Genomic DNA, 24003 nt, shown 5'->3' with positions numbered 1-24003 from the left:
ATACATTGTTTACATTTTAATATCAGATACCAGCCTACAGAAATCGACCGGTACCTGATATTTTAATTTCAAATCTTAATCAGAGTTTTTACTTCAGTTCTTCCTGAACTTTACCGCATGTTAGCATATCCGCACCATAGTAAGGGTTTTTGACCTCTTTGCTATCGCTTAACCAATATGCTCCTTTGTTGTCATCGTACATCGAGCAAAAAATCTTGTACATGGGCTTTTCGGTGCCGAATTCTTTTGTTATATCATAAAAATCCTTGCTCAGGATCACTAAATGTTCTCTTTGATGAGCGATATTGCCTATGTTATCACCTATGTGCTCCGAATGTTCCTGAATATCAGCAGCGATGTCATCGAAGGTGCTTTTCTGTTCTGCACTAAAGCCCTCGGTATTAATCTTGGGGAGTGCTTCCAGCATGCCTTTAGCTGCATTTGCGGCTTCTTTATCATTATCGGAAGACAAAGCAAAAGTCAGGTGCTGGTAATGGGAAAAAAGTTCCGAAAAAGTTCCCTGGTCGCTTGCAGCGTTGCTTTCGTTGGATACCGTTGTTTCAGTATGGACGTCGCTTTCTGATTTTTTTTCAGAAGCGCCATTGCATGCTGCCAAGGTCAATACGGATGAGGCTAGTAAGCCTACAAATAAATGTTTCATTGTCATGATTTCTGTTTTTAATAATTAAAATTGATTTATGTAATTTGTATATGTAGTATTATTTTCAAAATATGATACTTCCCCGTTGTTGCCCGTAATTGCTATTATAGCAGTCGCTTTATCTATCTGCTTTTTGGAAAATGGATCTATGGCAACGCGTGTAGAAGGATCTTTTGGAATACGTTCTTTACACATCTGGCAACATCCGTAATATATTTTTCCTTCAAAATTTACCTCAAATTGTTTTTTGCCCATGTATTCATTGTTGACCATGCATACCTCTTCCGACGGAACTACATCGCCCATTTCAAAGGCATTGTGGTCACGGGTATTTGTATTTGAGCTTTTTGAAGTATATGTATTGTCTTGCACCTTTAGTGTAGGGTTATTGTTGCATGAACTAAATATGACTACAATAGAAGTAACGATCCCAATCAATAGATATCTCATAATGGCTGACTAATTTAATTTTTCAATAGTACTACCGCAGGTCAGCATTTTTGAACCGTAATACGGGTTTTTGATATCCGTACTTTTACTTAACCAAGTTGCACCTTTGCCATCGTTGTACATCGGGCAGTTTTGGTAGTACATAGTTGTTTTTTGCTTTGATGCGTTTGCCAATTCATAGACATTCTTAGAAAGTAGGGCAAATACCCTCCGTTGCTTTACGACGTCTTTCGATTTCGAGATGTTTTCTGTGTTTAAAGACAGTTCCTTCATGACCTTCATCCATACGGTATGCTCTTTGGGAGAAAGTTCACCCATATCCACTGTTTTAATAACTGTGGCTAATTCAGTAGCATTTGAAGATGCTATATTTACATCTGCGTTTACCAAAGCATCTTTTATGGAAAAATACTTGTCAAATACGGCATGTAATTGTGATAAATTTTGTGATGGAATATTCTTTGCTTGAGCTGTTCCACCATGGTAGTGATGTTGCTCGTTCTGGTTTTGCGCAAAGCTGTTTGCTGCGGATAGTAATACGGTGATTACCATCAATATTTTTGATATTGATTTCATTTGGAACCTTATTAAGTATTAAAAATGGTAAATAATCAAAAGCCAGATCTGGCTTTTAATAAAACATGTATTGCGGATAGGTGCAAAATCAACCGATTTCGCACACCTATGGCTATACAGTACTAATTTAACTTATTTTAGGCGGTTGCCAAATGGAAGATTCCCCTGTAGAATAAAAGGGTTCTTTGTATAAAGGGTATGGTTTTTTACTTTTAGAAAAAACAGGATTTTGAGCGTTCCTAAAAAATGGGGGTGTTGCAGAAAAACTATTAGAAGAGCTGTGGCAGGACGTAGGTCCACAATTTCCAGAGCATTCATTGCTCGTGTCATCCTTAGACTTACAGCAGTCTTTCTCACATTGATCTTCTGAATGATGCTGCTTGTTGGCACTGCAACATGACTTCTCCTTGATAACAATTTCTTTGGAATGCGATTTACACGCATAGGATTGCATTGGGATTATAAAAAAGCCCAATAAGCATATAATCATTAATATGTTTATCCTTTTTAACATGTAAAAAACAAAAAAACTATTGCAAAGATAATGATATTTTTCAAACCGGTTCGTTTTTTTTGAAATAAATGGCAGATAAGTTTCTCTTATCCGCCATTTATTTTTATTCCATGAGCATTATAGTGTCAGTTACATTTCCTGCTAGTGTTCTTTTAAATCTTTCACTCAATAATATCGAATACACCCATACGCCCGGTTACGGGGTTTTCAGAAGCATGCTTCAACCTATATAAATGGTTCTTACATCAACAAGGTTGTCGTCACTGATGTCCAAAGACATTAAGTCGCTTCGGTTGAATACCTTTATATATTTCTTTTTGCGTATTTTCTGTTTTCTTTTCAATACTTATAAATTGACGTCCTTTAAAATTTCATCCGCTGTATTCGTACCGCATTAAGAATAGCCAATAACGCCACGCCCACATCAGCAAAAACGGCTTCCCACATTGTAGCCAATCCACCTGCACCAAGCACCAATACAATTCCTTTTACCACAAATGCCAATGTGATATTTTGCCAAACGATTTTCTTTGTCTTTTTTCCAATATTGATTGCCATTGGGATTTTGCTCGGCTTATCGTCTTGTATGACCACATCTGCCGTTTCAATAGTGGCATCGCTTCCCAAACCGCCCATTGCGATACCTACGTCGCTCAACGCCACAACGGGAGCATCGTTCACGCCGTCGCCGACGAAAGCAACGCTTTCGCCTTTGGCTTTAATTTCTTTAACCCTGTTTACTTTATCTTCGGGCAATAAATCCCCAAAAGCATTATCTATCCCCAACTGCTCCGCTACATACTTTACCACTGTACTTTTATCTCCGCTAAGCATAGTTGCTTTCACATTGAGTTTATGCAATAAACGGATGGTTTTCTCTGCATCTTCTTTGATACTGTCGGCAATCGTAATGTAACCGACAAATTTGTTATCGTAAGCAACGGCAATGGTCGTATAAACGATGCTGTTCGGATCTAAGTCGTATTGTATTCCAAACTTGTTCATCAGCTTGAAATTTCCAACCAACAAGTCTTTACCATTTACGGTTGATTTCAACCCGTGTCCTGCGATTTCCTCTGTATTTTCTAAGTGGATCGTACTATCCAGTTCCCCCACGTATTCGTGAATAGCTGTCGCTACGGGGTGCGTACTGTGGCTTTCCAATACATTGACCAATTGCAGGATTTCGTCTTGATTGAACGCTTTGTCAAATACCACTTCCTGAACCTTGAAAACGCCCTCTGTCATTGTACCCGTTTTATCCATTACCACATTTTGGATATTGGAAAGGCTATCTAAAAAGTTACTTCCTTTGAACAGTATTCCGTTTTTGCTCGCTGCTCCAATGCCACCGAAATAACCCAATGGAATACTGATTACTAAGGCACAAGGACAAGAAATAACTAAGAATACCAAAGCCCTGTACAACCAATCCCTAAACTCATAATCAGCTACGAAAAAGTAAGGCAGCACACAGATAGCGACCGCTAACAGTACCACTATAGGGGTATATATTTTCGCAAACTTGCGGATAAATAATTCCGTTGGTGCTTTTTGTGAAGTAGCATTTTGTACCAATTCCAAAATTTTACTCAACTTACTATCCATATATGCGGTTGTGACCTGCACTTGTGCAACGGTATTAAGGTTTATCATACCTGCCAAAACCGTTTCGCCTTTGGCTTTGGTGTCGGGTTTGCTTTCGCCTGTGAGTGCTGAGGTGTTGAACGATGCCGTTTCAGACAATAATTCTCCGTCCAAACCTAATTTTTCTCCCGGTTTCAATTGTATTATTTCGCCGATATTCACGGTTTCCGCCTTTACAGTTAGGGGTTGGTCGTTTCTTAAAACCGTTACCTCATCAGGTCTTTGGTCGAGCAATGATTTGATATTTGCTTTGGCTCTGGAAACCGCCATTGTCTGAAAAACTTCTCCAACAGCATAAAACAACATCACGGCAACGCCCTCGGGATATTCGCCAATGGCAAATGCCCCGATGGTGGCAATGCCCATTAAAAAGAACTCTGAAAAGATTTCCCCTTTTCTGATGCTTTTCACGGCATCTGTCAATACAGGAAACCCAACGGGAGCATACGCAACCACATACCAAATAATCCTTACCCAACCCGTAAACCATTGCTGTGGAAGCCAATGATCAAATGCTATGGCAGCAAGCAACAATACCAATGATATTATACTCGGCAAAAACATTTTAATTGGACTACTCTCACTATGACTGTGGTCGTGTCCTTCATCATCGCCGTGGTCGTGTTGATGCTTTTCATTTACCAGCTCTTTTGCACCTGCTTCGGTGTAAATTTTTTCTTCCAGCGTGCAACAAGTCATTTTGCCTTGTGCATCATACGTATGCTTATGATTTTTGTCTGTATTTGTCATAGCCTTTAATTTTTTAGGTTCTTTACACTTTTATTTCTTATTATTTCTACGTTATTATTCATTATATACCTCACGATATACTGAAAAACAAATCGCTTTAACGCATTTAGCTTTTGCTGATGCTTAGAATAAAATTCATCGGGTGTATCAAAAACGCCAAAGTCCTGATTGATGCCCTTATCCTGAATAAACGTATTGTTGAGGTTCCATTCAATCGGTGGGTTCTCAAAATTATCGGTATAAACCCCGAAACCACAAAATGTGGTTTTGCAATCGCTGTTCTGCTCCTGCAATTTGGTGAGATAGGGTTTATCCAAAATCACACCTTCTAAAAAATACCACTGTTCATTTACCCATACTTCTACCCAGCTATGTAAGATGTTTTGAGGCGAAAGTTTGTACCAAATACCCGTAATAGCTCCTTTTTGCAAGGCTTTGTCAATGGTAAAACCGTGAATGCGGTTAGGTATTCCCGTTGCTCTTAATAACGTCATTAGCAAAGTCGCTTTGGTATTGCACTGTCCATAGCCATCCTGCAATATATCTGATGCAGGTATATCGTCCGAAACATTGTAGCCAAATTTTATTTCATCCCTGACAAAATTGTAAATGGCTTTAACTCTTGAAACATTGCCCAAATCTTTCCACCCTCTTTGTTCCAATAGCTCTTGTATAGAAACGTTTGAGTAGTCAAGGATTTTTGTTTCTTTAAGATAGTTATCCATAACACATTTATATTTATGACAAAGATACACAGGAAGAGCCTGCAATGCTATTGCAAACTCTCCTTTAAACAGTTCTCGCAAATACCTTTACCAAATAGTTTTATTTCGTCAATACGGTAATTTTGGTTTCCATTCTGCGGTATTATAAAATCCTCCTTACAGGTTGTCTGTTTACAGATTTTACAATAGAAATGTAAGTGCCAATCTTTGTGTGTTTCTTCATCACACCCATCGTGACACAAAATATACTTAACGGTAGTGTTCTCCTGAATACTGTGTACAATGCCTTTTTCCTCGAAAGTTTTCAAAGTCCTGTAAATCGTAACCCTGTCTGCTTTATAGAAATGACTTTCGATTTCAGATAAGGACATCGCTGTCTGCTGTTGCTCCAAGAAATCATATACCAATATCCGCATACTGGTCGGATTGGTGTTCTTTGACAACAGCTTTTGTTCAATGCTTTTTTTCATTATATACCATTTTAGTGAGCGTGACCGTGTTCTCCGGTATCATTCATTTTTGCATTCACAAAAAACGCACCTTTTATCACGATATGTGTACCGTGTGGAATTTCATTTACAGGCGTTATCGCCGTGTAACCCAATTGAGAAGCACCTTTAACGACCTCCATTCTTGTAAATTGAGTTCCATTTTCCGAACCGTGGTCGTGAGCCTCATCTTCTTTATGGTCGTGCGGTTCTTCTTCCTGCTCCTTGACCAAAAAGATGTAATATTTCCCGTCTGCATTGACAACCGCTTCGTTGGGTACAGCCGTACTTAATACATCATCTAAACTTACATTTCCGGTTATGCTCATTCCGTCAATCAATCCTGTTTTATCTCCGGTAATTCTGCTGTGAACGGCAATGGTTTTGCTCTCTCCGCTAAAAGATGAACCTATACTATAAACTTCGGCAGAATGGGTCTTATTGGGGTTGTTGGTTACGACAAAATCTATTTTCTGACCTATTTTGATTAGGGGAATATCTTTTTCATAAACCTGTAAGTCCAAGTGCAATGCTGTGTTCTCTATTATTTCGGCAATAGGCGAAGACACATCTACATAGCTTCCGATTTTGGCAAAAACGTTACTTACCGTACCGCCTATCGGACTTGTAACGACCAACGAGGATTTAAGGCTGGAATTTGACAGGGAAGCCGGATTAATGCCCATCATTTGGATTTGTTGTTGTAACGATGCTTTTCGTGTTCTCAACGTGTTCAATTCAGATGTGGCACTTTGCAGGTTTTTCTTTGCACCTGCATTTCCCTCGTTCAGCTCTCTTTGTCTTGCAACTTCCTGCTCTGCAAATTCTATCCTGCTATTGATGCTTAGGTATTCTTCCTGTAATTGTATGAATTCCGGATTGGAAATAGTGGCGATGACCTGACCTTTTTTTACGAAATCGCCTATCTCCACATTGAGGGATTTGATAACACCACCAAACAACGAGGTTGCATTCGCCTTGTTGCTGTTGGGAACTCTTAATGCTCCGTTGGCTTTCAATGTTTTGGATAATTGCTTCTGTTCAATTGAACCGATTTCAACACCTACGGCTTTCATCTGCTCATCGGTCAGCACGGCAACATTTTCTTCTTCGTGTTCGTCCGTTGTTGCTGCTTCTGTACCGTGATTATGTCCGTCGCCCTCCGTATGTTTATTTGTACAAGCGTTCAAAGCAAAGATTGCTACGAGGACAAAAACGCTGAAAACTATATTATTTATGATACGTTTCATATATTGTATTATTTGCTGATTAATGAATGGATAAGCGTTACAGCCTCATTGATTTGCTGTATGCTCTTTAAATAATTAAGCTGAATATCGGTTGTTGTCTGCAATGCAAAGAGGTATTCCACATACGAAATATCTCCGGTACTGTACCCTAACTTTGCCGCATTGATGATTTCATCAGCATTCGGAAGTGCCTGCTCCTTGAAATAGGTAAACTGTGAAACATTCTGTTCATATTGTTTCAGGGCATTTGCCAACTCCGTTTTTAGCTGCTGTTGTTGCCATTGGGCATTCAGTTCCAATGATTGTTTTTGATAATCAAGGGAACGGATTTTCGCTCTGGTCGTAGTAAAGAGTGGAATGGTTATGCCTACATCAACAAAACTGAACCGCTGTCCTCTGCCGTAAAATTGTTCCACGCCGTTTCTACTGTGCATTCCTATCAGCGATATATTATTATAACCGAACGTAAAATCAGGCAGGCTGTTTGCCCGTTCCAACTTCTTGTTCTGTTCAGCGATTTTAGCCTCCTGATACAATAGCTGGATGCTTGGGTGGTTTTCAATAGCTGAACTGTCTATGAAAGAAGTCAAAAGTAATGGTTCATAGTCTGATTTGGGTTCAATGGCAAAATCTTCCTTTGTCTGCATCAGGTTTTTAAGATTCTGATAGGCATTTTGCCTGAAGACCTCATTTTGCTGGAGCAATATATTGATTTCCCCCTTTTTGGTAACAGCCGTACTGACTTCTATCCGCCCTATATCTCCTGTTTTATAACGCAGCTCCGCCACACGGATAAAGTCTGCATAAATACTATCCAAATACTTCAATACCGAAGCATTATGTTCCAGATACGCTAACTGATAATAATATGTTCTTACCTGCTTTCTTAGCTCATTTTCTGTCAGAGCCTTTGACCATTCCTGCCCTTTGACTTGCTCTTTGACAAGGTTTTTCTTTACCCCAAAAAGTGTTGGAAAGGGTATAGTCTGCGAAATTTGGAAACCGTCATTGTACTCAAATCCATCTGTATTCCCATATTGGAAATTTAAATCGGTTTTCGGTAGCTCATATGCTGTCTTACTCAAACTTTGGGTAGATTGAATCTCCAATTTTTTGGAACGGAGCTGAGGGTTATTTTCCATAGCTATTTCGATAGCTCTATCTACGTTTACAGGATTTTGTGCATTACTGGTTTGAGAAAAGCCTAAGAACGTAAACAGTAACAATATAGGTGTTATGGCTTTCATTTTATTATTTTTTGTAGGCTTATGATTTCTCATAAATACGAGGTATAGTAAAGGCAGTACGAATAACGTCAATGCCGTTGCTGACATCAATCCGCCGATAACGACCGTTGCCAACGGTTTTTGTACTTCTGCACCCGCACTTGTACTCAATGCCATCGGTAAGAAACCTAAACTTGCTACCGACGCTGTCATTAATACGGGTCTTAGTCTTGTTTTAGCCCCCTCGATAATTCTCGGGATAATCTCGTTCCAACCCTCTTTTTCCAATCTGTTGAATGTGGAAATCAGTACAATCCCGTTCAGAACAGCAACACCAAACAAAGCGATAAACCCTACACCTGCTGATATGCTGAATGGCATATCCCTCAACAATAGGGCAAACACACCTCCAATGGCACTCATCGGGATAGCTGTATAGACCAAAACGGCTTCCTTGAACGAATGAAACGTGAAGTACAATAAGATAAAAATCAAAAGCAGGGCGATAGGTACTGCAATCAGTAATCTGTCAGTAGCTTTTTGGAGGTTCTCAAACTGACCGCCATAGGTAAAATAATATCCTGTCGGTAGCTTAACCTGTTCAGCCAACTTATCCTGAATTTCTTCTACAACACTTGCTACATCCCGCCCTTGTACATTAAATCCGACATATATCCTTCGTTTTCCTCCTTCACGGCTGATTTGTGCAGGACCTAATTTATAGTCAATGTTGGCAACCTGCGAAAGTGGAACCTGCTCTCCGTTTGGAAGTGGAATAAACAGATTGCTCACATCCTCAATAGAACTGCGGTGTTCTTCATCAAGCCGTACCACCAAATCAAATCTACGCTCATTTTCATAAACCACGCCTGCTGATTTACCTGCAAACGCAGTACTGACAATATCGTTTATCTCCTGTACATTCAAGCCATAGTTGGCTATTCGGGTACGGTCGTATTCGATATTAATCTGTGGAAGACCTGCTATCCGTTCTACCTGCGGAGCGGTTGCACCCTCTACCGTTTGAATAATGGCATTGGCTTTATTGGCATAAATCAACAAACTGTCGAGGTTCTCTCCGAATATTTTCACAGCTACATCTTGCCTGATACCCGTCATCAGTTCATTAAACCTCATCTGTATCGGCTGGTTGGCTTCAAAGAATACACCGGGAATAACTTCGAGTTTCTCCATCATTTCATTGGAAAGTTCGTCATACGATTTCTTTGTTTTCCATTCGTCCTGTGGTTTAAGAATAATCATCAGGTCGGTCGCTTCGGGCGGCATCGGGTCTGTCGGTACTTCGGCAGCCCCCGTTTTTCCTACAACCATTTTTACTTCGTCAAACTCCTTGATTATCTTAGATGCCTGCATAGAGGTTTCCAGACTTTGGCTTAAGGATGTTCCTTGCGGCAAAATACAATGGAAAGCAAAATCGCCCTCGCCCAATGTTGGCAGGAACTCTCCGCCCATCCGTGAAAAAAGGAATATACTAATGGTAAAAAGTCCGACGGCAACCGCAATAATCACATATTTTATCCGAATGGCTTTTTCTAACAAAGGCTTATAAACCCCTTGAAGATAGTCCATCATTTTGTCTGAAAAATTCCTTTTGGTAATCGGTTTTTTAGACAGACACAAGGCACTCATCATCGGGATATAGGTAAAGGACAAAATCAAAGCTCCCAAAATGGCGAAACTTACGGTCTGCGCCATTGGCGTAAACATTTTTCCTTCTATGCCGACCAAAGTAAGGATAGGAATATAAACAATGAGGATAATGATTTCTCCAAATGCTGCACTCGTACGGATTTTTCTTGCAGATTCATACACCTCCTCGTCCATTTCTGCCTGCGTAAGTTTTTGAGTGGATTTCCGTAAGCCCAAATGGTGCATTGTGGCTTCAACAACGATCAGCGAACCGTCCACTATCAATCCGAAATCAATAGCTCCCAAACTCATCAGGTTGGCACTTACGCCAAATAACCTCATCATTCCCAATGCAAAAAGCATTGATAACGGTATAGCTGATGCGACGATTAAACCTGCCCTGAAATTCCCTAAGAAGATAATCAATACAAATATTACGATTAATGCACCTTCAATTAGGTTTTTTTCGACAGTACTTATCGCTCTATCTACCAGGTTCATTCTATCCAAATAAGGTTCTATGACCACATCATCGGGTAGAGATTGTTGGATAACCGGTATTTTTTCTTTGATGTTTTTTACGACCGTAGCAGTGTTTTCTCCCTTGAGCATCATTACAATACCTCCCACAGCATCTACTTCGCCGTTATAGGTCATTGCTCCGTATCGGGTAGCGTGACCAAATTGTACTTTTGCTACATCTTTGATGAATACCGGAACACTTTCCGTATTTTTAACAACAATATTACCTACATCTTCCAGTGAAGTGACTAAACCAATTCCCCGAATGAAGTATGCATTGGGTTTCTTATCAATATAAGCGCCTCCGGTATTTTGGTTGTTGTTTTCGAGTGCAGTAAAAATATCGGAGATACTGACGTCCATCGCTTTGATGCGGTTAGGGTCAACGGATACCTCGTATTGTTTGAGCAGACCGCCGAAACTATTAACTTCTGCAATTCCCGGAGTACCGTAAAGTTGTCTGGCGACAATCCAATCCTGCATTGTCCGTAAATCCATTGCAGAATATTTATCTTCGCTTCCTTGTTTGGGATGGAGAATGTATTGGTAGACTTCGCCAAGACCTGTACTGACAGGAGCAAGTTCAGGCGTTCCAACTCCATCAGGTATCTGGTCTTGTGCTTCTTTCAGCTGTTGGCTTACCAACTGTCTTGCAAAATAAATATCGACATTGTCTTGAAACACTACGGTTACAACAGATAGTCCAAACCTCGAAACACTTCTTATTTCTTCTACTTTGGGAAGATTGACGATACTTTGCTCTACAGGAAATGTAACCAGTTGCTCCACCTCCTGTCCTGCTAATGTTGGTGACAGGGTAATAATCTGAACCTGATTGTTTGTAATGTCAGGTTGGGCATCAATGGGGATTTTCGTGGCACTCCATACCCCCCAAATGATGAGTAATAAGGTCATTAATCCTATAATGAACTTATTCTTTATAGAGAATTTTATAATGTTATTTAACACTTTTTGTGATGATTAATGATGGATAAATAATGATAAAATCATAATGATTATGTTTTTAGGGAATATAAATACCCTAAAAACCAAGCTAACGCTGTTAGCATTAAGCTGTAATCATTAAAACATTAAAAATTATGCATTAATCTTTGGCGGTTGCCAAATTTCTCCCAGATAGAGGGATATAAAGATAGATTTATAGTAAACTTTGGCCTTAGACAAGTCAAAGGTCTTCTTAACTAAGTTATATACATTCCATTGAAGCACTATGCCCGACACCATTCCACAACAACCGCATAAACAAAACGGACTGCACATATCAGGTTTTTCCTGATGGTCGTGGCTTGCTTTATGGGCTAATTCTTCTGAATGGTTATGGTTTTGAAAACTCTCCTTTTCATACATATCGGTACAAGGCATTAAAAATACCGCCATCATATAAATTGCCAATATGGAAAAAAAGACTTTCATATTCTTTTGCAAAGTTAGTAAAAAAGTAATGCAATGGCATTGCATTGTTTTGAATAATTACTATTTTATATAATATCCTTTTTCATTCTGAATATTTGTTTTACATACTGTTCAAAACAATATTGGCGACACTCCATACTAAATTTAAGAAGAAGTATCGCCAATATTTTTTAGTCTATACTAAAAATTTCCACTTGTACCTTTATTACTCTTGCTGTATCAAATGCTGTAAGTTCGGGTCATTCTTAATCCGTTCCATTTCACTTTCGACGATATGCAGAATATCTGATTTTATCTGACGGTAATTGCTTTCAATTTCCTGCTTCATTTTATCCTCGCCTTGCTCATCTACAAAGGATAGGATTTGCGGTATCTTTTGATAGGCTTTTGTTTCGGCGGCTACCTTTTCATTATCGACCACGATTTCTGCGTGAAATATCTTTTGTTCGATACGCTCGTCAAAATTATCCGATACAGAACCGACAAACATACCCTGCGTTAAGGTTGAAATTTTGGAAGCCGGAATAAGGCTGTCTAATTGTGTGGATATAGAGGTCGATTTATCGTTACGGTTGATGGTCATGCTCTGGCGTTTCTGCAATACTTTTCCGAAGCGTTCCGAAAGGCTTTTTGCCGTTTCTCCTACAACCTGTCCACTGAATACATTACCTACGGTGTTTTGAATTACTTTGCTTTCCTTATCGCCATAATCTCGGGTTAATTGCGAAAAATCCTGAAAGCCCAAACACACAGCAACCTTATTACTACGGGCAGTGGCTATCAGGTTGTCCAAGCCCCTGAAATATATCGTCGGCAATTCGTCTATGATAACCGAACTCTTTAACTGCCCTTTCTTATTAATGAGTTTGACAATTCTCGAATTGTAGAGTCCTAAAGCTGCGGAGTAAATATTTTGTCTGTCGGGGTTATTACCTACACAAAGTATCTTAGGTTCTTTGGGGTTGTTGATGTCCAATGAAAAATCATCGCCTGTCATTACCCAATACAACTGCGGTGATATCATTCGTGACAAAGGGATTTTAGCCGATGCAATTTGTCCCTGCAACTGGTCTTGTGCTCCGCCTTGCCAAGCATCCATAAATGGTGAAAGATAGTTTTCCAAATCAGGATACGAAGTTAAAATGGTAAATACATCCGAATACTTTTTATTCAGCAATTCAATGGCGTGTGGAAAGGTGCAATACTTACCATTCTCGTAAATTTTTAAAAACCAGATGATAGCCGCTAAAAGAATAATTGGAGATTCGACAAAGAAATCTCCTTGTTTTTGTATCCAGCTTCTGTTGAGGTTCAACATAATCGTGTAAGCGGCTTCATAAGCATCGGATATGTCAGTCATAAAATCTGGATTGAGCGGATTGCAACGATGGCTCTTGCGTGGATCGTCAAAGTTGATGACGTAGAACTTTGGTTTTATTTCGTACTTATCCTGATGTTTCAATAAATGATTATAAGCAATAGTAGAAAGGTCGTCAAACTTGAAATCGTAGATATACATCGAAAAACCTTTTTCAATTTGTTGCTTGATATAATTGTTAACGACGGCATACGATTTACCAGAACCCGGAGTCCCCCAAACAATCGTTGCTCTGAAAGGATTTACGATATTGATCCAGCCCTTGTGTTCCTTTTTATTGTACCAAAATTTAGTAGGCAGGTTTACGGAATATTCATTTTCCATCAATTTGGTTTCCTGCATAAAACTTTCGTTCTCCATATTGAAAACATCATCCATCAGGTTGTTTTTCAATAACCTGCTTATCCAAACCCCAGCCATCAGCAAAGCAATATAACCTAGTCCGATAGTCAGTATATAAAAGAATGTGCCAATGATGGGCGACAACTTTAACAGTGGTGTATTCAGAAAGAACAGCAAAAAACCAATTCCCAAAGCCACGTAAATCTTTGACCAGGTTATCTTCTCGTTCTTCACGCCTTTGGTTCCCAAACAGCTTAAAGCCAATAACACGATTGCAAATACTTTGGTATATAAAGTATGCGAAAACAAACCGGCTGTTCGGTCAAAATTCCCTAATATTTTATTGATTACTTCTAGTGTCCAGCCACGTTCCATAAAGAAACCATAACAAAACCAATAAAGATGCATCAGTACTAATAGAATACTAACTGCTCTCATAAAAGCCATTATTTTGGCTAAACCTCTTAAATCGTCTTCTCCTTGCATTATTTTTAATTTTAATGTTCGGGCGTGAATTTAAAGACTATAAAGATTGGCTTTGGAAAAGTGGTAGTGGATGGCGGTGAGTGGCAGGGTTCGGCTGGGTCATAAGAGGTATAGCTTCTATACCCCTTTTATATAGTAATATTTATAGGTAGTAAAATAAAAATACTTTAGTTATATCGACCTTCTTTTGTTTTATACCCGTTAGCAACATTTTTTGTTTTGCTGAATAGGTGGACAAGGAACATTTCCATAACTACAATAAACACAACAGTCGCCTTGCTTTGGTTTAAGAACATGTTTGCACTTTTCACATTCGTAAAAATATTGACAAGCGTCTGTCGGCATTGTTTCTTCTTTCTTGTGTCCGCAGTTGGGACAAGTTATTGTTGATTGTAATTTGATTTCCATTTTAATTTTCTTTTTTGTCAGCTACAGAATATCCTGTTGAGTTTATTGCTTTTTCGATTTCAGAAATGTTTGTTTTTGAGTTGTCAAATTCTACGATTGCATTTCCATTTTCGTAAGATGCGTTTGAACTTATTATTCCTGTCAATTTATTTACTTCGTGATTTACGTGTTCGCCACAACTTTCACAAGTCATACCGCTAATCGTAAATTCTATTTTTTTAATATTGGATTTGTCCACTACTATGATTTGCTTTTCTTTCTTTGGGTAGAAAATGCTTGAATAGTATGGAAAGGCAAGCATAACGATTGCAAATGCTGTTACAATTCCTAAAAACATTTTTGACTGAATGAATTTTGGTTTTTCTTCTGTCTCACAGTTGCAGTCAATTTGCTTTTTAGGTTTCAACTTTTGATACCAAGCAAAACCAAGAACCAAAATTGTCAAACCGATAAAATACGGTCTGAAAGGTTCGAGCCAAGAAAAAGTAGAAGCAAGTCCGCTTGTTCCTGCTACTAAAGCCAAGACTGGAGTAATACAACACAATGAAGCTGCAATTGCTGTTAAAAGTCCTGCTCCGATTAGTTTTTTGTCAGTTTTCATAATGTTTCTAAAATTTTGTTTTCGTCAAGTATTTTAAAAAACGGTTTCAGCATTTTTTCATATTCCTTGGTCAATGAATAAAAAATAGTTTGGGCCTCCCTGTCTGTTTCTACTAGATTACGGTCTTTAAGTTTTCGTAAATGTTGTGAAACTGCCGAGATTGTCATTCCAAGAACGTCGCTTATATCGCAAACACAAAGTCGTTTTTCTTCGTAAAGTAGGAAGAGAATTTTAAGTCTTACGGTATTTCCTGCCAATTCAAGCCCATTCGATAAATAATCAAACGAATCGTTAAGCTCTAAAACCCGGTCTTTACAGCGGTTTATTTGTTCAATGTCTGCTTGTTGACGTATACAAGAATTATTACCCATAGTGCAAATATAGTTAATTCGTTTATTTAAGCAAATGCTAAAATACAATTTAACAAATCGTTTTAAAAGCAGATTTTAATTCCAAAAGATGACTTACTATAGTCTTCTTTTCTTTTTCTTCATCCTATTAGCAAAATCCTGTTCCTCGTAATCTTCCCCCTGTGCTTCAGGTATGAGCAAACCTCCAAAGGCTTCTATCAAACCGTCTTCGTGTTTTTCAGTATTTAAGAAGTCGAACAAATGATGTGGTTCTTCCGCAGGTAAATCCTCCGTATCAGTTGGTTTGGACAATTTTGGTAGGGGTGCAACTGGCTCTTTAATCTCCGCTTTGATATTATTGTTCCAATAATCATTAAAGGTATTGGCAGAAAGTTCTTTTGCCAATCGTGAACCGTTCCAAACGCTTTTAGAGTTGTGGTCAATAAAAGTCATTCCGTAAATACGACCAGTTTCATTCCGACGAACCACTACATTAATCCCTTGCTCCCCTAATTGTTTTTTAAAAGCCTGTTCATTGTTTGTGGATTGCAGGGCAATGGTAACGGCTGATTTTAAAGTCTGTTTGGTTGCGGTATCTTTCAGGGTTGTTTTGCATTTCGCAAAATGCAATTCCAAAGCCGGAAGCCCTGCGTTCTTTCCGAAAAACGAAGCCTTGAACGGATGTCCTGCTCTTTCACCTTTCTCATTCAATGGAATGTACAATAAACCCTGCTGTGCCTTTCCGTGTAATTCTCCCTCCACTTTCTCGGTGGTAATATTGAACAGGGAAAGCAAAGCATTGTATTCTCCCAAAGTTTGGTATTGATAATAGTTCGGCAAGTGGCGAATGACCGAAGCAATCTGACTTTTTATATCACTTGCCCGATAATCCACCGGACGAAAAACCTTATCATTGTGATTACGTTCTTTGTCCGTTGCGGGTATCAGACCGTGTTTTCTTTCCAGTTCACGGCATACACTCATAGACCGCATTTTCTCAAAACTATCCGAAATTTTCACGCCCTGTTCGTCCACGCAGACCGATACGATATGGATATGACTACGGTCAATATCGGTATGTTTGAAGACCACAAAAGGCTGTTCGCCGTAACCCATTTCCCGCATATATTCTTGTGCCATTTCCCGATACTTGTCATCGCTAACTTTATCTTTCGGGTCGGGATTGAGCGAAATATGCAAGGTGTGATATTGCGTATTGCGATTTGCGATAAGGTACGGCTCAAAAGATTGGGTTAATTGAGAAACGGTATATGCTCCGCTTGGCGTTTCAATTATCTTATTGGCGAACAAAATTTGTCCATTTTCGTTCTCCACTTTGAGCTGATTATATGCCAAGGCTCCGTATAAATTTGCGCTTCTACCAATTTTCGCAATCATTTCTGCTGTTATTTTTTCAGATATTTTACATCAAATTCTTCCGTTATCTGGACAATTTCTTTAAACAAGGCGGTCATTTCAGCCGTATGTTTTTCCAATTTATAGAGATATGCTGCTGCCTTTTTCTCCGAAAAGTTCTTATACAATAGCTTTACGACCTGATTATAATTCACGCCAATAGATCGAAATTGACTGTGAAACGAAGTCAATCGCATATAAAAATCAATTGTTCCTTTGTCTATTTTAACAGATTTTATCGTCTTATCGAAGATGCAAGAGGTTATAAAATGTGCCTTAACCTGCATACCGGACTTTTCAAATAAGTCAAGAAAACGGGCATGCTCTTCCTCATTAAAGGAAATCGTGTACCGGATTTTAGCGGGATCGTTTTTTAGAGGACGCCCGCCCTTTTTTAACTGCTTTCTGCTGTTTTCATTCATCACTAATCCATTTTTAATTCATACAAAACGCCGACTTCGGAGGACGTTTTCTGCCCCCGGCAGGGCAAGTTGTTTTGAGCATCGGAAATCTTTTCGAGATGCTCAAAACACAACTTGCCGTGTTCTGGTGAACACAAAAATCCGCCCTTCGGGACGGATTAAATGTAGCAGGGAAAAACGGCTTGATGCCGTTCTGCTTTTGTCCAGTTCCTCAAGATGCCTTTGCATAAATCTGTTAATAAAATTCTATATACAAAGTAAAACACTACTTATGAGAGCATCACAATCAGACACATAGCCAAACACTGCCTTTGGATGCCAAAGACTACCACACATTAATAACGAGCCGATTCAATCGCTTTATTTGCCGTATAGTTTTAGTGCAGGTAATAAAAAATGTAATGAGGATAAAAAATAAATTGGGTTTTAGTACAGAAATTTTGGAATAAAAGCATAGGGTTTTAAAAACATAAAACTGTAAAAGCATAAAAGCGGTAAAGCAATTTACAAGTTGTAAGGTTTTCCAGTTGCTAAAAATGATTACCCACCAAGCAGTAATAAAAGAAAATAACAATCAAGAAAATTTCCAAAAGGGGAATACAGGCATATAGGAAATAGGTACTATTTAAACAAACCAATATTCAAACCTGCCAAACAAATAAAATATGTAACAATAAATCTTTAAATAATGGAAACAAAAAAGAAAACTTTAAAAATCAGTTTTTCAACGCCTAAAGGCGGTGTTGGAAAATCTACTATGACCGCATTACTTTCAAGTGTATTGCATTATCGTTTAGGTTTTAATGTCCTTGTACTGGATTGTGATTTTCCACAACACAGCTTAGCCAATATGAGGGAAAGGGATTTGAAAACTATTATGCAGAATGATTACCATAAAAGGGCTGCAATGAAGTTGTATCAAAGTATCAATAAAAAAGCATATCCGATTATCAATTGTAAACCGGAGGATGCCTTGTCAAAGGCTTTAGAGTACGTAAATCAATCTGCAATAGAGCCTGATATAACTTTTTTTGACCTTCCCGGAACAGCTAATACAAAAGGTGTGCTCACGACCTTAAGAACAATGGATTTTATTTTTTCTCCAATCAGTGCTGACCGTCTAGTTATGGAAAGTACACTGAGCTTTACTAAAGCATTCCTTGGCTTACCCGAAACGGAGGAGAGTAATGAAGATCAGAAAATGTGGATGTTTTGGAATCAGGTAGATGGTCGAGAGAAAACAGGAATATACGAGGCTTATCAAAGCGTTATTAACGAACTCGATTTATCTGTGATGAATTCTCGGATAATGGATAGTAAACGTTTCAGAAAAGAGACGGACGATACACCGAACAGTGTATTTCGGTCAAGTCTGTTACCTGCCGAACCTCAACTAATGAAAGTAACGAGACTGGATTTATTTATTGAAGAATTTTTAAAAATTGTTAATCTCTAAAATAGTTAAGTATGTCAACAGATAAGAGAAGAAAAGATTTCGATAAGCCCGATGTTGATGAAGAATTAATCATGAATATCATGAGTGGTAATCAATCTGTTATTATACCCGAAGTTATTCAACAACAGCAAATACAGAAGGAAACAAAACCAAAAGAAAAAGCCCGCAATAGTTCCTTAAAGAAAGTGGATTATGAGGAGACATTTCTGGTCAATCGTTTTCCTTCAGGTCGAAACGGAAAGGTCGTTTACATTCGTCCGGAATATCACGAAAGGTTGTTACGTATAGTACAATTAACAAGAGAAGAAAAGACTACACTCTATTCATACATTGACAACATTCTTGAGCACCATTTTAGGGAGTTTGGAGACGATGTTACAAATTATTTCAACGAACGTTTTAAACCAATTTTATAATGAAAAAAGCAAAGCAAAAACCGAAAAAAGTTTTACGGACAACCGAATACAAAACGACATTTCTTACGCCAACAGATTTTTTGGCTCGGAACGGAAAAACAGTGTATATCAACAAAGAATTTCATCACAAACTTACCCAACTTGTATTTATGGTCGGTGGTGGTAAGCTGACACTTTCAGATTACTTACACAATCTGCTCCAACAGCATTTCGATGATTTCGGGGCTGAAATGAGAGAAGTTTATAACAATTTGGACAGACCAATTCTTTGATCATGGAAATTGTAATAGTAATATGCCTGTTGATAGTCATTGTCCTGCTTTTACAGGATAAGATTATCATTAAGAAAAGGTCAAAACAAAAACCTCTGCAAAAGAAAGTCAATCCGGATCTACCCGATATTATGGGACAACCCAAACCCGTAGAACGCCTTTCAGTGCCAAACACTGCCAATGAACGCCAGATTGAGGAACCAGAGGTAAGTACCAATAATTTAGACATTGAATACGACGAAAATGAAAACAGAAGTATTCAAATTCCGCAGGAAGAGCTGGACGAAGTTTTCAGAAATATACCTGATTTTGAAGAAGAGGAAGAAGAATGGACCAGGTACGGAATATCCGGTGACGATAATGGTTTTGCCCAAGGGGTTACTTTTGAAGAACTAAGCTCCGTGGGGATGTTGCTTCAGCAAGAAAAACTGGAGTCATCTCAAAAGGAAACAGCGATAGCAATCGTTCAGAAAATACAGGGAACCGAATTATTTAGTCTGCTGGAAAATTCTATAAGGGGTGCATCCAGTAAAATTGCCAAGCTATTGGATAGCTCACTCTCATCTGAAACGGAAACCGGTTCTTCCTCTTTGCGGAACAATGATTTAGATGATTTTGATATTGGGGAGTTTATCTGATACAGAATTATTTTAATTGAGCCTGAAATTTAGTTTTTCAGGCTCAACTTATTTTTACATTCACTTTGCCAACTTCAATATTCTGTAAGCCCCTCTTGCTACAATTACAAATACAATAGCTCCAATAATCAAATCTGGATAACTTGAATTGAGCCAATTAACTAAAAGACCAGCAACAATAACTCCCGAATTGATAATGACATCATTTGATGTGAATATCATCGAAGCCTGCATATGCGCTTCTTTACTTTTGTTCTTTTGTAAAAGATAAAGGCAAAATACGTTTGCAATCAATGCTAAAACTGAAACGACAATCATTGTCTTGAAATCGGGCATAGCTTCAATTCCCATAAAACGTCTGATTACTTCAACGAAACCTATAATAGCCAGTAAGACTTGGAAGTATCCTGCAAATCTGGCGATGTTGTTTTTTAAAGCGATTGTTCCACCCACGGCGATTAATGCCAATGCGTAAACGACACTGTCGGCAAGCATATCCAAACTATCGGCTACCAACCCCATTGAGCCTGAAAAAACACCGAATAACATTTCCAATCCAAAGAACAGGAAGTTGATAATCAATACGATCCAAAGTAATTTCCGTTGCTTGTTGCTTGTATCGGTTTCAACAACGAAATTACTTTTTTCGGTTGAAACCAATGTCGTATTTAGATTCAGTGTTCCCAGAGCCAAAAAAATTGGCTCTGGGTTTCCATCGTGATAAACGTCTAATTTTCTATTGGCTATATCGAATTCCAATCCTTTTACCGTATCAAAGTCTTGCAGTTTCATACGGATTAATTGCTCCTCGCTTGGGCAATCCATTTTAGTTATATTGAATATGGTTTTTTCCATTTATTTTAAAGCTTAAATTTTATTCCTCCGTTAATCACAAATCCGTCCAAAGGTGCATAAATGTCTTTAAAAACTGGATTGGTTATTGTTCCTGTATAAATGCTGTCAAAGCGTGTTTGTCGGGTGTCGAGGAAGTTTTCAAAGTTGATGTACAGAGAAAATCTTTCCCAAATCTTTTCAGCCATAAATCCAGTAATAAAGTAATCTTTGCCCGTAGTTCCATTATTCAGTTTTTGGCGACTGAAATAATAGGCTTCCAGACCAATTTTCCATTTGTCTTCTATTTCATACATTAGGATGGAATTAATGCGGTGTTTTGGTGTTAAAGGGCTTTCTACAGTCGTTCCATTTTGGTGTAATCGGGCATCTGTATAGGTATAACCCAAAAACAATTTCAGGTCATCATAACCAATTTTAATATTGGTTTCTGTTCCTTTGGTATGGATGTAGCCAGGAGAATTAACAAACTGATACAGATTTGCCGAGGAGTTTTCAAGTAACAAGGGATTATCCAAATAGGTGTAAAAGAACAATTGATTTATGCTAAATGACCAATCTTCCCCAATGTAGGTGCGGTAATTGATGTCTGCATTTGCTCCATAACTTTTTTCCAATTTATTGGTCTTGTCGTCAATGGGCATTACATTTTGATATTGTAGGCGTTCGCTTTCTTCCGTAAAAATGGTAGGTGTTTTATAGCCAAATCCACCACCAACTCGTGAAGTTAAGCCCTCGGCAATGTGGAATAGAGCCGAAACTCTCGGTAAGAATACCACCCCATAATCCACAACATAATCCGTTCTAAAACCTGTTTCCAATTGAAACCAATCCGTAGCATTAAAAGAATTTTGTACAAAAGCACCGAATGTAGTCTGATTATAATCTCTCAACGGAGATGCCATAATCTGCTTTTCTTTGAAATTATCCGTCCAAATATTAATACCTGTGACCCATTCCGATTTTTCAGTACTGTTGGTGTAGTTGGCTTCGGTAAAACTTGCTGTTTGTGTTCCCTCAAACTGATAGTTTGGAATGGTAGTATTTCGGTTAAAATAACTTACACTATTTTTGACTTGAACAGTACTGTTTTCATTGATGATATGGTCGAAAACAAATTGTGTGGAATAGCGTTGTGTTTTATTTTCCTCAAAATATTGGTTTGTATTATCTCCATTTCCTTTGATGTAAAGCATATCACCTCCCAAACGGCTCTCGATCGTTGTGTTGATACCGAAGTTCAGTTTCGTCTTTTCATTGAAATAAACGAAGAGTTTCGGATTCAGTACATAGCGTTCGAATTGTGGAATAGCGGATAGTCCGTTCTTAGCAGGATCATAAGCTGCGTTACGGTTATGGGAAGCAAATATAGTTGTTCCAATTTTATTAAACCTTTGTCCATAAAAGCCGTTTATATCCAAACCCCTGCCGGATGTTCCATTGAGGTGAAAACCTAAATCTCTCTCATAGGTCGGCGTTTTGGAAATCAGATTGACCAGTCCAGCTATTGCTCCGCCTCCATATAGTGTAGATGTAGAGCCTTTGATGACTTCTACTTGTTTGAGGTCAAGTGGTGGTATCTGTAACAAACCCAATCCACTTGAAGCACCTGAATAAATGGGGAAACCGTCTTTCAGGATTTGTGTATATCTTCCATCAAGTCCCTGAATACGAATACTTGCATTGGCACTGGTAGGCGAAGTGGTTTGTACGTGAATACCTGTGCTTTCCGCTAAAAGCATACGAATATCTCCCGGTTTCATGTTCCCTTTTTCGCCCAGTTCTTCACTTCCAATAAATTCAATACGGGTAGGGATATTTTGTATACTCCTTGTGCTTCTTGTGGATGAAATGACAACTTCCTCTAACTCCTCTGAACTTTCTTTGAGTAAGATTTCAATAGGACTGTTGTCAGCTAATGGAAATTCCAATGTATCTATATAGTTGTTAAAACCGATATAGCTAAAATGTATTTCCTGTATCCCATCAGGAATATTTTCTATTATGATGAGACCGTTTTCGTTTGATGTAGCGGCAAGCGAGGTTCCTTTTATAGATGCTGTCACTCCAATCAAAAGATTTTTGTTTTCACTGTTTCTAATAACAGCATTTAAAGTGTTTTGTGCAAATACACAGAGATTTAGTGTCATAAAAAATGACACAAAGACTATTTTTTTCATTGTATAAAAAAAACATTAATGTTTGAAAAATGAGAATTGACGGTTTGTAGCACCGTAATCTGTTATTGTGCCGAAGACACTAAAAACATTAATTAATCTTAGGGGGTTGCCAAATGGAAGAGAGGAAGTCTGAAACAGCTGACGCTGTTATTACACCTAATTTCTTTTTAGGTTGTTGGACATAATTGGATGTTAAAGCATAAAAGGAAGTAATTACAAATCCAGTACAGGTATTGCATTTAGAAAAAGGCGAGCAACATTCCATACCGCAATCGTCGCTATCTTGTTCTTGACTATTTGTTGTTTGATTCACTAGGTCAAAACATTTATCTTCCATAAAGCTTGGCAAGGTCGATAAGACCAAAACCATTAATGCTAATATGTACGACAAGGATTTCATTTTACGAAGATAGTAAAAACCTCTCTCTTCCTGTCAACACCTCTCTATTTTCTTTAGCAATTCAGCCACTCACTGCCAAACAATTCCTCTCACTGCCACTTTGTTACAACTCCTTTATTTCTGAAACACCTTTGTCACGAAGCTCGCAAGAAGCGGGAAGACAATAACAATTTAATGTGTTTCAATTATGAAAAAACAAAGAAAAAAAGTGTTGATGGCAGTCGTTGCAATGCTATCAGGAATGGGTGCATTCGCACAAGGAAACGGTACAGCAGGTATTACCGAAGCTACCCAAATGGTCACCTCTTATTTCGACCCTGCAACTCAATTAATTTATGCCATCGGTGCCGTTGTTGGGCTAATTGGAGGTGTTAAGGTGTACAACAAATTTAGTTCGGGCGATCCAGATACAAGTAAAACAGCAGCATCGTGGTTCGGTGCCTGTATCTTCCTGATCGTTGCGGCTACCATCCTCCGTTCATTCTTCCTGTAA

General features: G+C 38.4%; 22 protein-coding genes. 5 read left to right on the top strand and 17 right to left on the bottom strand.

Features of this window, described 5'->3' with window-relative positions:
• Positions 1–88 precede the first annotated feature (88 nt).
• The 15 genes from RT138_RS15545 to mobA all read right to left on the bottom strand — a co-directional run bounded on the left by RT138_RS15545 (position 89) and on the right by mobA (position 17296).
• Positions 89–667: a DUF3347 domain-containing protein gene (locus tag RT138_RS15545; RefSeq protein ID WP_313191404.1), complete on the bottom strand. Its 579-nt coding sequence runs from the start codon at positions 665–667 to the stop codon at positions 89–91.
• A gap of 18 nt (positions 668–685) precedes the next feature.
• Entirely contained in the window at positions 686–1111 is a 426-nt protein-coding gene (locus tag RT138_RS15540; protein ID WP_148917761.1) for a hypothetical protein, read from the bottom strand.
• A 9-nt stretch (positions 1112–1120) separates the two neighbouring features.
• Positions 1121–1687: a DUF3347 domain-containing protein gene (locus tag RT138_RS15535; protein ID WP_237235626.1), complete on the bottom strand. Its 567-nt coding sequence runs from the start codon at positions 1685–1687 to the stop codon at positions 1121–1123.
• A gap of 877 nt (positions 1688–2564) precedes the next feature.
• Entirely contained in the window at positions 2565–4598 is a 2034-nt protein-coding gene (locus RT138_RS15530) for a heavy metal translocating P-type ATPase (RefSeq protein WP_148917760.1), read from the bottom strand.
• A 5-nt stretch (positions 4599–4603) separates the two neighbouring features.
• The gene (locus RT138_RS15525; protein WP_313191403.1) at positions 4604–5404 is read right to left on the bottom strand and encodes a transglutaminase family protein; all 801 of its coding nucleotides are present in this window, start codon (positions 5402–5404) and stop codon (positions 4604–4606) included.
• Complete coding sequence (locus RT138_RS15520; protein ID WP_094258248.1) at positions 5371–5793, bottom strand: Fur family transcriptional regulator; 423 nt, start codon at positions 5791–5793, stop codon at positions 5371–5373. The genes RT138_RS15525 and RT138_RS15520 overlap by 34 nt, the downstream gene beginning before the upstream one ends.
• Before the next feature lie 11 nt (positions 5794–5804).
• Complete coding sequence (locus tag RT138_RS15515; RefSeq protein WP_148917758.1) at positions 5805–7061, bottom strand: efflux RND transporter periplasmic adaptor subunit; 1257 nt, start codon at positions 7059–7061, stop codon at positions 5805–5807.
• Between the two features lie 8 nt (positions 7062–7069).
• Complete coding sequence (locus RT138_RS15510) at positions 7070–11374, bottom strand: CusA/CzcA family heavy metal efflux RND transporter (protein ID WP_237235625.1); 4305 nt, start codon at positions 11372–11374, stop codon at positions 7070–7072.
• 183 nt (positions 11375–11557) lie between these two features.
• Positions 11558–11905: a DUF6660 family protein gene (locus RT138_RS15505; RefSeq protein WP_313191402.1), complete on the bottom strand. Its 348-nt coding sequence runs from the start codon at positions 11903–11905 to the stop codon at positions 11558–11560.
• Between the two features lie 193 nt (positions 11906–12098).
• Entirely contained in the window at positions 12099–14102 is a 2004-nt protein-coding gene (gene mobC, locus RT138_RS15500; protein WP_313191421.1) for a conjugal transfer protein MobC, read from the bottom strand.
• 198 nt (positions 14103–14300) lie between these two features.
• Positions 14301–14507, bottom strand: a complete 207-nt coding sequence (locus tag RT138_RS15495; protein ID WP_148917757.1) for a GDCCVxC domain-containing (seleno)protein — start codon at positions 14505–14507, stop codon at positions 14301–14303.
• Between the two features lies 1 nt (position 14508).
• Positions 14509–15108 carry a mercuric transport protein MerTP gene (gene merTP, locus RT138_RS15490; RefSeq protein WP_148917756.1) on the bottom strand — a complete coding sequence of 200 codons (600 nt, stop codon included), beginning with the start codon at positions 15106–15108 and terminating at the stop codon, positions 14509–14511.
• A complete protein-coding gene (locus tag RT138_RS15485) occupies positions 15105–15479 on the bottom strand; it encodes an ArsR/SmtB family transcription factor (protein WP_091100906.1) in 375 nt (124 codons plus the stop codon). The genes merTP and RT138_RS15485 overlap by 4 nt, the downstream gene beginning before the upstream one ends.
• Before the next feature lie 96 nt (positions 15480–15575).
• Complete coding sequence (mobB, locus tag RT138_RS15480; RefSeq protein WP_148917755.1) at positions 15576–16856, bottom strand: conjugal transfer protein MobB; 1281 nt, start codon at positions 16854–16856, stop codon at positions 15576–15578.
• An 8-nt stretch (positions 16857–16864) separates the two neighbouring features.
• On the bottom strand, positions 16865–17296 hold the full coding sequence (gene mobA, locus RT138_RS15475; protein WP_002993194.1) for a conjugal transfer protein MobA: 432 nt from the start codon (positions 17294–17296) through the stop codon (positions 16865–16867).
• Between the two features lie 688 nt (positions 17297–17984).
• Between mobA and RT138_RS15470 the strand changes: the two genes are divergently transcribed.
• The 4 genes from RT138_RS15470 to RT138_RS15455 are packed head-to-tail and all read left to right on the top strand — an operon-like array spanning position 17985 to position 20078.
• Positions 17985–18752 carry a ParA family protein gene (locus tag RT138_RS15470; protein ID WP_313191401.1) on the top strand — a complete coding sequence of 256 codons (768 nt, stop codon included), beginning with the start codon at positions 17985–17987 and terminating at the stop codon, positions 18750–18752.
• Between the two features lie 11 nt (positions 18753–18763).
• Positions 18764–19168, top strand: a complete 405-nt coding sequence (locus tag RT138_RS15465; protein WP_313191400.1) for a DUF3408 domain-containing protein — start codon at positions 18764–18766, stop codon at positions 19166–19168.
• Complete coding sequence (locus RT138_RS15460) at positions 19168–19440, top strand: DUF3408 domain-containing protein (protein WP_313191399.1); 273 nt, start codon at positions 19168–19170, stop codon at positions 19438–19440. The genes RT138_RS15465 and RT138_RS15460 overlap by 1 nt, the downstream gene beginning before the upstream one ends.
• A gap of 2 nt (positions 19441–19442) precedes the next feature.
• Positions 19443–20078, top strand: coding sequence for a conjugal transfer protein TraD (locus RT138_RS15455; protein ID WP_313191398.1), 636 nt, complete (start codon positions 19443–19445; stop codon positions 20076–20078).
• 60 nt (positions 20079–20138) lie between these two features.
• Here RT138_RS15455 and RT138_RS15450 read toward each other — a convergent pair whose 3' ends face one another.
• Positions 20139–20933: a cation transporter gene (locus RT138_RS15450; RefSeq protein ID WP_091100928.1), complete on the bottom strand. Its 795-nt coding sequence runs from the start codon at positions 20931–20933 to the stop codon at positions 20139–20141.
• 5 nt (positions 20934–20938) lie between these two features.
• Positions 20939–23110, bottom strand: a complete 2172-nt coding sequence (locus RT138_RS15445) for a TonB-dependent receptor plug domain-containing protein (protein WP_313191397.1) — start codon at positions 23108–23110, stop codon at positions 20939–20941.
• A gap of 587 nt (positions 23111–23697) precedes the next feature.
• Here RT138_RS15445 and RT138_RS15440 point away from each other — a divergent pair.
• Positions 23698–24003 (top strand): DUF4134 domain-containing protein, encoded by a 306-nt coding sequence (locus RT138_RS15440; protein ID WP_115170698.1) that lies wholly within the window; start codon positions 23698–23700, stop codon positions 24001–24003.

This window comes from Sphingobacterium sp. (assembly GCF_032065005.1).
Taxonomy (GTDB): domain Bacteria; phylum Bacteroidota; class Bacteroidia; order Sphingobacteriales; family Sphingobacteriaceae; genus Sphingobacterium.
The sequence above is the reverse complement of the archived record's forward strand: the minus strand, read 5'-3'. Positions and strand labels throughout refer to the sequence as shown.